Below are 15,226 nucleotides of genomic sequence, written 5' to 3' on the forward strand. Positions count from 1 at the left end.
AATCGATAAAAAGAATTGTAGCTACTAAATAATTATTGCTCTTATTGATTGCTATACAAATTTCTTACGATTAAATAAGAATTTTCAGCGTAAAACTACTTGATTTCAAAAAGGGTTGAATTACCTAACAATTTTAAAATCAAAGACTAACAATTAAATAATAGGTGTAAAGGTGTAAAAAATGGTTTATGTACAACGATTGAAGATGTAATTTGATGCAGCTCAAAATGTTTGTGAAAAATAGTAATGTAAAGAAACGCTTTTGATACGTGTGTTGTAATTCTTAAGAAGAAAATCAGTTCAGTTTAGAGCGAAAAAAACCTCGATAAATTTAGAATTACCGAGGGAAGAAAAACTAGTAAATAGGTTTTGAGATGTATTTTCTTTTTCCCGAATATTTTTAATAACTCATCGGATAGTTATTATTCTTTTTCATAGCAATTTTTTCCCAACCTACATATGTGTATTTACAAATTAAAAAAAGGGCAACAAAGACTTTAGCCTCGATCTCAATAGCTTTGCTGCCACTTATTTTCAACTAATAAAAAACCGACTTAATTGAACTTATTAGTTTTAAAACTTTTTGTTTTTAACCTAACTTGATACTAAAACAGGCTATCTAGAAAATACCCTACTATTTTTTTAAAAAAAATTAAAAAATTTCAATTTAAAATGTTAAAATCATCAAGAATCCTTTATAAATAGGCAGTTTTCGTGAAGTATACTAGCATTAAAAAAAATGAATCTTTTTTATTCCTACACCAAAAAATTTAAAAAAGTAACTACGTGTAAACGTCATCAAAAGATAAAAAATGAAGTCTTTATAATGAATTTTAAGTGTTTCATTGCAATAGTCTACCCTAAAATAAAATTGCGTAATTTTGGAAAAACTAATTTTAAAAATTAATGGCTGCAGAGGAAAAATCTGTTTGTGAATCAAAAAACTTTGAAACCATCTTCAAGACCAATGCTGAAACGCTCCGAAACTTTATATATTATAAGTGTGGAAATGAGCAGCAGGCAGAAGATATCGTTCAAGAAGCATTTGTAAAACTCTGGAAAAACTGCGCAAAAGTAATATTTACAAAAGCAAAATCGTATCTGTATACTGTAGCCAATAACATGTTTCTAAATGAAGTTGCACACGCGAAAGTAGTTTTAAAATACAAACAGCAAAGCCCTGGAAAAGTTTCCAACGAAACGCCTGAGTTTATCTTACGAGAAAAAGAATTTCAAGAAAAACTACAACGAACCATTGCAAAACTTCCGGAAGGACAACGAGAAGTTTTTTTACTCAACAGAATCGACAAAAAAACATACAAAGAAATAGCAGAAATTATAGGACTTTCTGTGAAAGCTGTAGAAAAAAGAATGCATAAAGCATTAGTTACATTAAGAAAAGAAATAGGAAATATATAAAAATGGTAGGGTATTCGTAAAGAAAACTGTTCTATTACCGAATCAAGTAGAAATGATGGAAGATAAATATGACGATACATTTTTAGCAAAATGGCTAAGTGGTGATATTTCGGAAGCAGAAAAAACTCGTTTTGAGCGCTCCTCGGAGTATCATGATTATGTTAAAATCATTGAAGGGACAAACCAATTGGAAGCACCTTCTTTTGATACACAACGCCTATGGTCTAAAATAAATGACAAAAAAGAAACGAAAACCAGAAAGTTAGTTCCTTCTTGGATGTATGCCGCTGCCGCTGTAATACTTTTAGTGGTTGGACTTACATATGTTTATGCTCCAGCAGGAGAAACGTTTCAAACAGGATATGGAGACCAAATGGCAGTTACATTGCCTGATGGATCACAAGCAATCTTAAATGCAAAATCAAGTGTAACATTTGATGAAAGTTCTTGGGAAACCAACAGAACAGTTGCACTTACAGGAGAAGCATTTTTTAAAGTTGAAAAAGGACAAAAATTTACCGTTTCAACAAATGCTGGCACGGTTGAAGTACTTGGAACACAATTTAATGTACGTACAGGAACTGACGTATTTGAAGTAAAATGCACAGAAGGAAAAGTAAAAGTGACCACTTCCAACAACGAATCATCAACTTTAACAGTCGGAAATGCCTTTTCAAAACTAGCTGGAAAAACATCAAAATGGGACTTCAATATAAATGATAACACATGGCGAGAAGGCGAAAGCAATTTCCGCGAAATACCTTTAAAACATGTCATTGAAGCCATTGAAAATCAATACGAAATCACAATTGCACACGATAACATAGATACAACACAGCGCTTTACAGGAAGCTTCTCTCACAAAAATTTAAAGCTTGCTTTACGCACAGTCTTTGTTCCTATGGAAATTTCATATACTTTTAAGGACGAAAATACAAATACCGTTATCCTTAAAAATGCGAAATAATTAACTATTTTTAAGTTAAAACGTTCGCTTAGTAGAGAGTTACCAGAACGTATATGAGAAGAATCTTAAGTGTTGTTTTACTACTCATCACACAAACATTGTTTTCCCAAAACAATGTCGATTTCTCGTTTACAAATGAACCACTTCAAAACGTCTTAACAACTATTGAAAAAGCATACGATATTAAGTTTTCATATCGTGCCGAATTAGTTAAAGACAAACGCATTACACTTACGCTAAAAGATGCAAACCTAACTACGGTATTTCAACAACTACAATCACAAGTAAAAATTGTGTTTGAAAAAGTAGACGATCGGTACTACATCATCCGAAATCAGACACAAGAAGGAAAAGTACGAATCTGTGGCGTTTTGGTCGATGCTGAAAGTCAAATACCTATCATTGATGCTTCTGTGGTCAACAAAACACAAGCAAAAGGAACAGTTTCCGATGCCAACGGCTACTTTGAGCTCTATCTATCATTTCCTTCTGATACCATAGAAATAAGATATTTAGGATACAAAACCAAACAAATTCTTGCACAAGAACTACAAACAAAGCCATGTACAAACCTATTTTTAGTAGCTGAAAAATTTAGTCTCAAAGAAGTACTAATTAGCAACTATCTTACTTCTGGAATTAACAAAAGAAGCAATGGCGCATTAACCATATCTCCCGAAAAATTAGGAATATTACCAGGACTTACCGAACCTGATGTATTGCAAAGTATTCAACTATTGCCAGGTGTTCAAAGTCCAAACGAAACGGCTTCAGGTCTATTCATTCGTGGCGGAACACCAGATCAAAACCTAATACTTTGGGACGGAATAAAAATGTATCACTCAGGTCACTTTTTTGGTTTAATATCTGCTTTTAATCCTTATGTTATAGAAGAAGTATCTGTATACAAAAGCGGCACAGAAACACGTTATGGCGATCGAATTTCGGGTGTTATTGACATTCAAACTGATACGAAAGTTCCTGAAAAACTCTCTGGCGGATTTGGGTTCAATATGACACATGCCGATGCGTATTTAAAAGTACCTATAGGCGAAAAATTTGGCGTTACCGTTTCAGCACGAAGAGCATTTACAGATGTCTTGGAAACATTTACCTATGATAATTTCTCCGAACGTGTATTTCAAAATACAAAAATTACGAAAGGAACAGAAATCGCAGAAAATATATTCTCGGAAACGACAAATCGATTCTTTTTTACAGATTATACAATAAAACTCATTGGAAAACTATCAGACAAAGATGAAATTATGGTCAGTAACTTGATGACCAAAAATGAACTCGATTTTGGTTCTAAAGTTGAATTTTTTGAAGAAACCTCACGCGATCAATTAAGCATACAAAACTCAGGAATAAGCGGTTTTTGGAAACGACAATGGAATGATAAATTTTCACACGATCTTAAAATATATCACTCCAAATTTGACTTTGAATATTTAGGACGATTTCAAGGCGATATTGTGCAACTCGTTGAAGAAGACCGAAAACAAAACACCATTAGAGATGTAGGATTTTCGTATGATACCTTCTGGAAAATCAACGAAAAAAACGAAATACAATCAGGATTTCAATTTTCTTCAAATGATGTTTCGTTTAGCTTTTCAGGATTTAGCGCCGATGATGAAGGAATTTCACGGTATCTGAGTGCTGAGGAAAGCATTAACAATTCGTATGCATTGTACACTTCGTACAAATACAACGATCAAAAAAACTTAATCATAAACGCTGGTTTGCGTGGCAATTACTTCAGTACCACAAGAACACTATTTTTAGAGCCGCGTTTACACATTGAAAAAAAATTAAGCAAACGCTTTAGCACTACACTATCTGCGGAAGTAAAACACCAAGCAGTAAGTCAAATCATAGAATTCAATACAGCAAATTTAGGATTAGAAAATCAAGTATGGGCCATTGCCAATGGAGATGAATTTCCAATTCTAAAAAGTCAACAAATATCGGCAGGTTTTCTATTCAATAAAAAAGGTTGGCGTGTCAATGTGGACGGATATTACAAAAATATATCAGGACTCACTTCCCTCAACAGAAGCTTTGGAAGTACAAGTGTTATAGAAACTTTTACAGAAGGGCGAAGTAAAATAACAGGGGTTGATGTCTTGGTAGAAAAGAAAATTGACAACTACCAAACGTGGATGGGCTATTCGTATACCAACAATCAATTTGAATTCTCTCAAATAAACAGTGGCGTGCGATTTCCTGGAAACTATGACATTACACATTACTTTCGTTGGGCACATTCATATACAATTGATAATTTCAAATTTTCACTTGGCTGGAATTACCGAACAGGAACGCCATATACGCCTGTAACGTCAGAAACGCAAGCAAACGGAGACTTGTTTGTCTTTATTGGAGAAACGAACACAGTGCGCATCCCTGACTATCATCGGTTAGATTTTTCAGGAACATATACTTTCAATTTTGATAAAAATAGCAATTGGAAAGGAAAAATAGGATTTTCGTTATTAAATATTTACAATCGTAAAAATCTATTAGAACGGTATTACGAAATCAGACCTTTCTTAAATGATGACAATGAGGTTCAATTCCGTTTACAAACTGTAGATAATATTTCATTGGGATTAACGCCGAATTTGGTATTTAGAGTGGATTTTTAGTGAAACTTAATTTAGATACAATTTCATTTTTTTAGTACGATCAAGCTGAAGCATTTTTATTAGATTTCTAACTATTCTCTATACATTCTTCCAAATAATCAGACATACCATTTGCCAAAAACTCAACTAATGGAGTATTTGATTTTTCATTTTCACACGCCACAATCGTACTGATATATTCAAATATATCTTTACCAGATGTTATTTTTTTAAAGATAGGAGGACAATTATTCTTCATTAAAATAGTACCTATAATTATTCTACACACTCTACCATTTCCGTCGGCAAAAGGATGAATTTCATTTAGAAATTTATTATGAAAATAACTTAAAGCAGTAATTAAATGTGTTTCAACTGCTGAATTATCTATATTTTTTATGTGTGAATTAAATAGATCAATGTGTGATGCCATAACAATCTCCAAGTTGTAATGTGCAACATACTCCTTATTTTCAAAATGAGGTTCTCTGTAGCCAACTGTTGGTATATTTCTATATTCGCCAACCAAATGTGGATTAAAATCTGTTTCCCATGCAAGTTCGCTATTCATTAAATCTTTGTGGATTTCCTTAATAGAAAGCTCTGTTAATTCAAAAGAATCATATCTGTTTAGTATAGATTCCAAAACTTCTTTGTGATTAGAAACATCTAGTAAACTCTTCATTCTACTTTTTCTAACGAGCTCACCATTTAAAAACCGAATTGTATCTCCATATTGTAGTTCTTCATCTTCTATTTTAGAAGAATAAAAAGAATAATCGTTTATCAAATTGGTTTTAAATTCTTATGTCCAATCTTGAACAGGAAATCTGTTTCTGAAGTTTTCTAACGCTAAATTGAACCGTTGTAAGGAATCGGAAAGCATCTAGTTAATTGTTATACTTAGAGAAAATAAAACGAACCCAACGTTTGATATCGTGAGGATAAGCAAATAAATCATTGTTTCTTTTAACCAAAGTTTTACCAAAGAAAAATTGATCAAAATCCGATTTAAAGGAATTTGGAATTTTTTTCACTGATACCAAATCTTTAGTAAAAGATAATTCTTTAAGTGTCGATATGTCTGTTCTATTTATTAACATAGTAACTTTTAGAGTCTTCATTCATATGAATGAAACCTACTACAAATATAAAATAAAGATATGAAATATAAATGATAACAGCTATTCACTAGCTAAGGTTGCAGTAAAACCTACAATTGCAAATCTTTCCGATGCAACAATCGCGTCAATTTAATAGACAAATCAGTCAATATGATTTTAGAATTTCCGTTGCGTTCTATATGATAAATAGCATCTTGCAATTCGGTAGAAATATCCAGAATATTATTTCCGTGCACAAATGGTGCAAATTTCTCTAAAAAGAAACCTTTGGTATGCGGTTCAAAAAACACCAAATCGGTTGCGGTATAATTTTGTAGTAAAGCTTGTCGAAAAAGATTCAAACAAAAACCTAAAAACTTCTTCTGCGTTTCACGACCGGTTTTGGCAACTTCTTCGCTCCAGGCAATCAAATCGCGAATGGCCGTTTTATTTCCTTTTGCTTTAAAAGCAGAACGAACCCAAGCCACAAACCACGTTTCAAACTGTAAATCTTCCGAATCCTGATTGACCAAATCTACCGCTTTGTTATAATTTCCATTTGATTGATGCGCAATTTTAGTCGCTTCCGCTTCCAAAACATTCATCTTTTGCATCAACGATTCCTTAATTGCTTGTTCGCCCAAAGGAGGAAAATGTAAAATTTGGCAACGGGAACGAATCGTATTAATAATCTGTTCTTCGTCTTCAGCAATTAAAATAAATAAAGTTTTATTTGGTGGTTCTTCAAGCAACTTTAGCAACTTATTTGCAGCAGCCGTATTCATACGTTCCGCCATCCAAATAATCATTACTTTATAACCACCTTCATATGACTTTAACGCCAACGATTTTACAATATCGAGCGCTTCGTCAACTCCAATTTGTCCTTGTTTATTATCAATGCCAAGCAATTTATACCAATCAAATAAATTTCCATAAGGTTGTTCTTGGATAAATTCGCGCCATTCTTCCATAAAATGCTTGGATACAGGATGACTTTTCACCTTATGATTTCCCGCGACAGGAAAGGCAAAATGCAAATCGGGATGCGAAATGTGGTTAAATTTTAAATTACAAGCGTCGTTTCCACCGGTATTTTCTCCTTCCATATTTTGACACAACACATATTGCGCATACGCAACTGCCAGTGGAAGTGTTCCGCAACCTTCTGGTCCAACAAAAAGTTGTGCATGCGGAATTCGTCCACGATCGGCACTCAATGTCAGATGTTTTTTAATATGTGTTAAACCTAAAATATCTTGAAAAAGCATAGCGCAAATATAGTTGTAACGATTTAATTTTACACAATAACACGCATTACTTTCAAAAGGAAATATCAATAATTACGACAAAGGAAGTATCTTTACCATAACGCGATCAAAAACTATAAAAACCTCATGGCGGACCAAGCGCTTCTTTTCATTCCTGACATTTCTGGATTTACCGAATTTGTGCAACATACGGCAATTCAACACAGTCGTCATATTATTTCGGAACTCTTAGAACTCTTGATCGATAATAATATATCAGGATTGCAATTGGCTGAAATTGAAGGAGATGCTTTATTTTTCTATCGAATTGGCGCTGTAAATATCAATCAAGTTCGCGAACAAGTAAAACGAATGTACCTAGCATTTCATACCTATCTGAAACGCTACGAATACGAAAAAATTTGCCAATGTGGCGCGTGTTCGTCTGTGTACAATCTATCGCTAAAATTTGTCGTGCATTATGGTGAAATTGAGTTTATCTCCGTAAAAGATTCCAACAAACCCTACGGAAGCAATGTCATAAAAGTACATCGATTGCTCAAAAATGATGTACCAATTGCGGAATATGCACTATTTACACAAGACATTGATCCTGAAAACATTTCAAAATTGGAGCATCAATTACAAGCAGATTATGACTTTGGTCAGATAAACTATGCATACGAATCACTTTCAGACTACAAAAATGAACTTCCTGAAATTTCACCAATTCCAGACAATGTACCCAAACATAATTTGTACAGTAAAGAAGCAAGCATCAATATGCCCATTTTAGAACTCTATGAAACCATTAGTAATTTTGACTATCGTTTATTGTGGGCAAAAGGAATTGATAAGATTGAATACGAAAAAAATCGTGTCAATCGGATGGGAGACAAGCACAAATGTCTCATTGATAAAAACACCATCAATCCGAAAACGGTAACCAAAAAATCGGCAAAAAATCAATTGGTCTATGGCGAATCGACAACGGAAGTTCCATTTACCAAAAAACTAAATGTTTATTACGTACTAGAAGCTGAAAATGAGCAAAAAACACGACTCAGAATTGAAGTATTTGTCGATTTTAAGCCATTCGGTATCTTACTAAAACGTTTGATGAAAAAAAACTTCAAAAAAGTCATTCCCGAAAATATAAAAGAACTTATATTGCTTGCTGATTCAGGATTCAATCCGAATTCTGTATTGGAACTTCGTGATGAAGATCTCAACTACAAAAAAGACTAGTGCTTTCTTAATTTCAGTATAGCATTGCTACGCTTACATTAAAAAGCGCAGTGTAACGTTAGTATTTGAAGTAGTTTAGAACTGTAATAGATTTTCTAATTCAGCATGCGGATTTTAACAACAATAACCGAAAAATAAAACACTGTGAAAACGCTAAACGATTTTAACTTTAAAGATAAAAAAGCACTCATTCGAGTAGATTTTAACGTACCATTAAACGATCAATTTGAAGTAACGGACGATACGCGTATTCGTGCCGCAAAACCAACAATCATCAAAATATTAGAAGATGGTGGAAGTTGTGTATTAATGTCGCACTTAGGAAGACCAAAAGGATTTCAAGAAGAATACTCATTACGTCATATTGCTGAAACGGTTTCACAAATTATTGGAGTACAAGTAAAATTTGCAGGAAACTGTGTTGGCGAAGAAGCTGAAAAAGCAGTTGCTGGTTTAGAAGACGGCGAAGTATTATTACTCGAAAATTTACGTTTTCACGAAGAAGAAAAAGCAGGCGATGAAGCATTTGCAGCAAAACTTGCCAAACTAGGTGATATTTACGTAAATGATGCCTTTGGAACAGCACACAGAGCGCACGCATCTACAGCAGTCATTGCACAAAACTTTACAGACAAAAAATGTTTTGGATTATTACTTGCAAAAGAAATTGAAAGCATTGCCAAAGTAATGGAAACAGGCGAAAAACCAGTCACAGCTGTACTTGGTGGCGCAAAAGTATCGTCAAAAATTACGATTATTGATAACATTTTAGACAAAATAGATCACTTAATCATTGGTGGCGGAATGACATTTACATTTATCAAAGCACAAGGTGGAAGCATCGGAGATTCTTTGGTAGAAGATGATAAATTAGAGCTAGCAAAAGAAATTATGAAAGAAGCTGCAGCTAAAAACGTAACGATTCATTTGCCTGTCGATTCTGTCATTGCAGATGCATTTGCCAATGATGCCAATACCAAAGTTGTTGATGTTACACAAATTCCTGACGGTTGGATGGGATTAGATGCAGGACCAGCAACACAAGAAAAATTTGCTGCGGTAATTGCACAATCAAAAACGATACTTTGGAATGGACCTTTAGGCGTTTTTGAAATGCCAAACTTTGCCAAAGGAACCATTGCTTTAGGACACGCTATTGCAGATGCAACTAAAGATGGTGCTTTTTCACTTGTTGGTGGTGGCGATTCTGTTGCCGCTGTAAAACAATTTGGTTTCGAACCAAAAGTAAGTTACGTAAGTACAGGTGGTGGCGCTATGTTAGAAAGCTTAGAAGGAAAAACATTGCCTGGAATTGCTGCGATTTTAGCGTAAAATTATACACTAAAATATCCCGTTATGCGCGGGATTTTTTCTTTTTATATGCATATAAAAGTTGTAAGTATAAACTAGTAGATATTAATATTGCATAATAAATACTTACTTTTTAATATGGTTTTACAAGAAATTCTTTTAGATTTAATTACTAAGTAAAAAACAGAAAAAACTCTCGTTATAATCATGCTGTGTTTCATTAAAAACAATAATTAACCTAATATAACCCATGATAGAAAAAATAAAGATGCTTACACTAAGGGCTTTAGTAGCTGATGAAGGTTTAATGTATGGCTTAGTTTTAAAGGGAGGCAATGCCCTTGAACTTGCTTACAACATTACAGACAGGGCTTCAAAAGATATAGACTTTTCTATTTCGGGAGACTTTAATCCTATAGAGTATGATCGTATTAATGGGATATTATTTGGACTTTTAACAGCGGAATTTGAAAAGCATGACTTGGTTGTCTTTGATGTTAATTTTTTTGAAAAACCGAAACAAAATAAAGTTAAGGTATGGAAGGGGTATCAACTTGCGTTTAAAGTAATTGATTATGAAAATTATGATCCAGATGATCTAGATAAAAATAGAAGAAGAGCTTTTCCTCTTCAAAACAACAACTCTCCTATATTCACTGTTGATATAAGTTCTTATGAGTACACTGATTCAAAGAAAATGATTGATGTAGATGGAGCTGTCTTTTTTGTATATACTCCTGAAATGATTGTTCTTGAAAAGTTAAGAGCACTATGTCAATCTATTCCAGAATACAAAAATATTATTCCCACAGCTAGAATAAAAGGAAGAGCTCGTGATTTTTATGATATTTGGAATATTTGTCAAAACTTTGAGATTGATTTCAAGTCACAAGAAAATAGAATAATGTTAGAACAAATTTTTGATGCAAAACGAGTTCCACTTAATTTTCTAAGTCTAATCAAAAAATATAAAGATTTGCAACAAGAAGATTGGGTAACTGTTGTGGATACTATTACCGAAAAAAATAAAGGATATGATTTTTATTTCAATTTTACAATGAGATGCATTAAAGAGCTTCTAGACCAGTAGGGTAAAATATCCCCCATTTTTTGTTTAATTTTTTATTTGTGAGATTGTATGTCTGGTAAAAATTAATATCAGACTTCTTATTCAAAAATAAATTAAGATCTTTTTCTGGAAAACCTGCTAAATCTAAATAAAACCCTATCAATTGATGATAAGGATATATATAATCAAGATCTTTTAAATAGTTATCTAACTTATTAAGGTTTATTTTTTTTTTTGCTTTATTGTAGGCTTCTAATATCTGAAATGCACCACCTGAGTAGGCTGGGCGAACTGCAATATCAATTAAAGTTCTTTCTAAATCAGTTACTGATAAACCATTAATTTTTGTAATTCCTACATTTATTGAATTATGCTTTTTTTGAAGATAGACATATCTAAATCCATCATATTCAGATTTGTAAGATTCTTTAGAGACTCTTTGTGGTTTAGAAAATGCTTTATTAACAGAATCTTGATTTAATTCAACAAATAAGTTTCCCCCATATGGAGCATATTTATCTTCACTAATATACACAGTCTTTGGAATCTGTAATGTCAATTGATGAATTTGCATTGCCGAATAGTTACATAAATACCCACCTTTCTTTACTGTTAGACCAATATCAAAAGGAGTACAGGTACTTTTCCTCAATATTTTTTTTTCAGAATTTTGGAAATCATGATTTTGAATATCAAGAATTAGAATTTTACGATTATTCAAAAAAGTTATAAAATGCTTATAGTTTCGGTATTGAGCTATTCGCCATTGCCCTTTTTGACTTTCAAAAATTTTTTGAATGTCGTTGGTGGTATATGCTTCGTGAATACTGTTTTTGAAAAAATCAGCAATTTCGGCACTAGCTCTATCAAAAGATTCTTTTCGCATTATTTTATAATACTATCATATATGATAGTATTATGCAAATATATGTATTTATTTTGATAATGTCAAGTTTGAAATTAAAATAATTTTGGTGAAAGAGATTAAATAAATAAATTATATCATACTATCATATATGATAGTATGATGCAAAGTTACAGATAAAATTTTTAAAAACCAAATCAAATAATTTTTAAAAACCAGGTTTAATAATATGGCGAATTATTGAGTTAATGGTATTGTTCAGTTTTTAGTAACTAATAATGACTAAAAAAACATAGAACAAAAAAATAAACTATTCATATAAACCAGATTACACTTTACTATTATCAATGATAGTTCGTTCAATTACATACAATTATTTAAAGTCTAATTCCCGTAATTAGACTTTTTTCGTATACCATAATTTCAAAATTTGAAGAAAAAACACGAATTTAGCACGAATTACGTTTTCAATACTAGAAGCAACGTTAGTTCGAGTGAAATTTTAGTGTAAAATTTTGTATCGAGAACAGCTCATAAAACGATAAAACAACTCACAATAGATGAAATACCTCTTTTCCATACTTTTTCTATGCATTGCCTTCATCGGACACGCACAAGAAGCTAATAAAAAGCCCGAAAAGGTAAAAGAAATCACAAAACCTACGTTTAAAATCATCAAAGACACTGTTATTTTAGATGGGAAGAAAACGGTCATGACGGATACGATATATTTCGACACCAAAAACGAAATCAAACGGAATACGAGCGAAATTCTTCCTGAAATAGATAGCACAAGCATCATACTTGATGGAAAAAAAGAGCTAACAAAAGTTGAAGAAAAATATGTGTTGCAAGACAACAAAATGGCGGCAACTATTGACAGTTTGTGGCTTAAAGAACTTGCTGACGAAGAATTATTTGATACCATTCATAAAGAAATTACAGAACTCAAATACGAACCTGTTGTATTTCAAGAATTACCAACCGATACGCTAAAAGCGCGTTTGGAACGACTCAATGCAAAAACACCGTTCAACATTGAATACAATCCTTCCCTAGAAAGTGTCATTCGTCGATTCTTAAAACGAAGAAAAAAATCTATGGAACGCTTAATGAAAGTCAGTCAATACTACTTTCCAATGTTTGAGCAAGAACTGGACAATTACAATATTCCTCTGGAAGTAAAATACTTAGCTATTGTAGAATCGGCATTAAACCCAAGAGCGCGTTCACGTGTGGGCGCCACTGGTTTATGGCAATTTATGTATCAAACAGGGAAAGAATACGATTTAAATGTAAGTTCATACGTAGATGAACGCAGCGATCCTGAAAAATCAACCAAAGCAGCGTGCCAATATTTAGCAACACTATACAAAATATTTGGCGATTGGGATTTGGCATTGGCAGCGTATAATTCAGGTCCTGGAAACGTTTCCAAAGCAATTAGACGCTCTGGCGGCTATGTAAATTATTGGAACATTCGTCCAAATTTACCACGCGAAACAGCAGGATATTTGCCAGCATTTTTAGCTACCATGTACATCTTTGAATATGCGGATGAACACGGTTTTCAAGTAGAAAAAATAGAAGTGCCACACTTTGCCACCGATACAATTCAAGTAAAAGAATTGCTTACGTTTGATCAGGTTTCAGAAGTTTTAAACGTGAAAGTGGAAGACTTACAATTTTTCAATCCTTCTTATAAATTAGACATCATTCCCAATGTAAAAGGACGCAATTATGCGTTGCGATTGCCTGTAAAAGAAGTTGGAAAATTTGTCAATAATGAAGCGGCAATTTACGCTTTAGCGAAAGAAGAACTAGCCAAACGCGAAAAACCATTGCCACAACTATTTGAAATGGACAAACGCACACGTTATCGTGTAAAAAGTGGCGATTATTTGGGTAAAATTGCACGACGTTTTGGTGTTCGTGTCAGTGACTTGAAACGATGGAATGGACTTCGATCGAACAAATTACGAATTGGACAACGATTGACAGTGTATCCTAAAAAACCAGGATTTGCCGCAAAAAAACCAAGTAAAAAGAAAAAAAATACAGGAAATGCAAAAACCTACGTTGTCAAGTCTGGCGACTCTTTGTGGAGCATTGCACAAAAATTTCCTGGAGTTTCTGTGAAGAATATTAAAAAATGGAATGATATTAGTGGTAATAAACTAAAAATTGGAATGACCTTGCAGGTTTCCAATTAATAAAAACAACTAATAATAAAATTAGATCTCGTGAAAAAACTATACGCAATTATCGTTGCTTTGGCAATATTTACCTCTTGTGAAGACAGAAAAAATAGTGCATCAGCAGAACAATATTTACCAGAATCGTATGGAAAAGTAAACTTACTTGCAGTTGTGGTAGATGATGAATTATGGCAAGGAAAAGTTGGAGATAGTATCAGAAATATTTACGCTGCACCAACGGACGGATTGCCAATGGAAGAACCTTTGTTTTCCATAAAACATTACACACCTGAAGTATTTGATGGATTGTTGACGAAATGTAGAAGTGTATTGTTCGTAAAATCGTCAGATAAAAAACAATTCAAAATCAAAGAAAATGTATACGCAAAACCACAAAAAATAGTATATGTTACGGGAACTGATGATGAAATTATAGCACAACTTAGTGCAAATGCAAAAGAATCTATTACGACATTAAAGTTAAACGAATTACGCTCTAAACAGCAATTTATTGAAGGTTCATTGAGTAGAGACAAAACGTTAGAAGAAACCTTCGGATTCTCGCTAAACATTCCGTCTGCCTACAAAATGGTTAAAAACGAAGACAACTTTGTTTGGTTTGAACGTGAAGTACCAAAAGGAACGATGAATATTATCGCGTACACTTTGCCATTTGGAAGCATTCCAAAAGACTCAACAACGGTGGATGCCATCATTAGAATGCGTGATTCTATTGGAAAGGAATATGTGCCAGGAAGAGATCCAAAACGCATGCACATGATTACGGAAAAAGCATATGCACCTTTCTTATACGATGCAATTGTAGACAACAAACCTGCCTTAGAAACCAAAGGTATGTGGGAAATGAAAAACTTTCACATGGCAGGACCATTTATCAATTACATTGTAGAAGACAAGCAACACGATCGATTGGTGGTAATTGAAGGATTAACTTTTGCACCATCGGAAGATAAAAGAGACTTCATGTTTGAAATAGAAGCCATTCTAAAATCGTTGAAAATTAAAGAATAAAAACATACATTAAAACCGACAAGAGCACAGGAGTTTTTTAAAATTTCTGTGCTTTTATTTTTTTGCTTTTTCGCTTTCGCGAGAAGTATCTCAGCTACTTTTTATGATCAAAAAACAGTAAATTGCAACTT

At 33.1% G+C, this 15,226-nt stretch carries 11 protein-coding genes; 8 read left to right on the forward strand and 3 right to left on the reverse strand.

The genetic code is table 11. From position 1 onward, the window contains the following. The first annotated feature begins 906 nt into the window (after window positions 1-906). The 3 genes from AA089_RS02350 to AA089_RS02360 are packed head-to-tail and all read left to right on the forward strand — an operon-like array spanning window position 907 to window position 5,040. The gene (locus AA089_RS02350; protein ID WP_046755301.1) at window positions 907-1,419 is read left to right on the forward strand and encodes an RNA polymerase sigma factor; all 513 of its coding nucleotides are present in this window, start codon (window positions 907-909) and stop codon (window positions 1,417-1,419) included. Window positions 1,420-1,471: 52 nt separating this feature from the next. After that, window positions 1,472-2,386 carry a FecR family protein gene (locus tag AA089_RS02355; protein WP_082113173.1) on the forward strand — a complete coding sequence of 305 codons (915 nt, stop codon included), beginning with the start codon at window positions 1,472-1,474 and terminating at the stop codon, window positions 2,384-2,386. 53 nt (window positions 2,387-2,439) lie between these two features. After that, window positions 2,440-5,040 (forward strand): carboxypeptidase-like regulatory domain-containing protein, encoded by a 2,601-nt coding sequence (locus tag AA089_RS02360; RefSeq protein WP_046755303.1) that lies wholly within the window; start codon window positions 2,440-2,442, stop codon window positions 5,038-5,040. 67 nt (window positions 5,041-5,107) lie between these two features. On the opposite strand, the gene AA089_RS02365 is transcribed toward AA089_RS02360, so the two are convergent. Both AA089_RS02365 and AA089_RS02375 read right to left on the reverse strand, forming a co-directional pair. Continuing rightward, window positions 5,108-5,809, reverse strand: a complete 702-nt coding sequence (locus AA089_RS02365) for a Fic family protein (RefSeq protein ID WP_241479961.1) — start codon at window positions 5,807-5,809, stop codon at window positions 5,108-5,110. Window positions 5,810-6,232: 423 nt separating this feature from the next. After that, on the reverse strand, window positions 6,233-7,393 hold the full coding sequence (locus AA089_RS02375) for a DNA polymerase III subunit (protein WP_046755305.1): 1,161 nt from the start codon (window positions 7,391-7,393) through the stop codon (window positions 6,233-6,235). 126 nt (window positions 7,394-7,519) lie between these two features. Between AA089_RS02375 and AA089_RS23420 the strand changes: the two genes are divergently transcribed. The 3 genes from AA089_RS23420 to AA089_RS02390 all read left to right on the forward strand — a co-directional run bounded on the left by AA089_RS23420 (window position 7,520) and on the right by AA089_RS02390 (window position 11,021). Continuing rightward, window positions 7,520-8,620, forward strand: a complete 1,101-nt coding sequence (locus AA089_RS23420; protein ID WP_053002165.1) for a DUF2652 domain-containing protein — start codon at window positions 7,520-7,522, stop codon at window positions 8,618-8,620. A gap of 144 nt (window positions 8,621-8,764) precedes the next feature. Further along, entirely contained in the window at window positions 8,765-9,952 is a 1,188-nt protein-coding gene (locus AA089_RS02385; RefSeq protein WP_046755306.1) for a phosphoglycerate kinase, read from the forward strand. 229 nt (window positions 9,953-10,181) lie between these two features. Next, window positions 10,182-11,021, forward strand: coding sequence for a nucleotidyl transferase AbiEii/AbiGii toxin family protein (locus tag AA089_RS02390; protein WP_046755307.1), 840 nt, complete (start codon window positions 10,182-10,184; stop codon window positions 11,019-11,021). Here AA089_RS02390 and AA089_RS02395 read toward each other — a convergent pair. Next, a complete protein-coding gene (locus AA089_RS02395; protein WP_046755308.1) occupies window positions 10,999-11,886 on the reverse strand; it encodes a type IV toxin-antitoxin system AbiEi family antitoxin domain-containing protein in 888 nt (295 codons plus the stop codon). The two genes, AA089_RS02390 and AA089_RS02395, sit on opposite strands and share 23 nt — an antisense overlap. Window positions 11,887-12,425: 539 nt before the next feature. Here AA089_RS02395 and AA089_RS02400 point away from each other — a divergent pair. Next, window positions 12,426-14,078 carry a LysM peptidoglycan-binding domain-containing protein gene (locus tag AA089_RS02400; protein ID WP_046755309.1) on the forward strand — a complete coding sequence of 551 codons (1,653 nt, stop codon included), beginning with the start codon at window positions 12,426-12,428 and terminating at the stop codon, window positions 14,076-14,078. 30 nt (window positions 14,079-14,108) lie between these two features. Next, window positions 14,109-15,095: a DUF4837 family protein gene (locus tag AA089_RS02405; RefSeq protein ID WP_046755310.1), complete on the forward strand. Its 987-nt coding sequence runs from the start codon at window positions 14,109-14,111 to the stop codon at window positions 15,093-15,095. Window positions 15,096-15,226: the final 131 nt, after the last annotated feature.

The sequence above is a fragment of the Kordia jejudonensis genome (assembly GCF_001005315.1).
Lineage (GTDB): Bacteria > Bacteroidota > Bacteroidia > Flavobacteriales > Flavobacteriaceae > Kordia > Kordia jejudonensis.

Excerpts from the sequence above, each read along its gene's own strand:
- AA089_RS02350 (WP_046755301.1), top strand. The coding sequence starts at position 907 with ATGGCTGCAGAGGAAAAATCTGTTTGTGAATCAAAAAACTTTGAAACC.
- AA089_RS02355 (WP_082113173.1), top strand. The coding sequence starts at position 1,472 with ATGATGGAAGATAAATATGACGATACATTTTTAGCAAAATGGCTAAGT.
- AA089_RS02360 (WP_046755303.1), top strand. The coding sequence starts at position 2,440 with ATGAGAAGAATCTTAAGTGTTGTTTTACTACTCATCACACAAACATTG.
- AA089_RS02375 (WP_046755305.1), bottom strand. The coding sequence starts at position 7,393 with ATGCTTTTTCAAGATATTTTAGGTTTAACACATATTAAAAAACATCTG.
- AA089_RS23420 (WP_053002165.1), top strand. The coding sequence starts at position 7,520 with ATGGCGGACCAAGCGCTTCTTTTCATTCCTGACATTTCTGGATTTACC.
- AA089_RS02390 (WP_046755307.1), top strand. The coding sequence starts at position 10,182 with ATGATAGAAAAAATAAAGATGCTTACACTAAGGGCTTTAGTAGCTGAT.
- AA089_RS02395 (WP_046755308.1), bottom strand. The coding sequence starts at position 11,886 with ATGCGAAAAGAATCTTTTGATAGAGCTAGTGCCGAAATTGCTGATTTT.
- AA089_RS02400 (WP_046755309.1), top strand. The coding sequence starts at position 12,426 with ATGAAATACCTCTTTTCCATACTTTTTCTATGCATTGCCTTCATCGGA.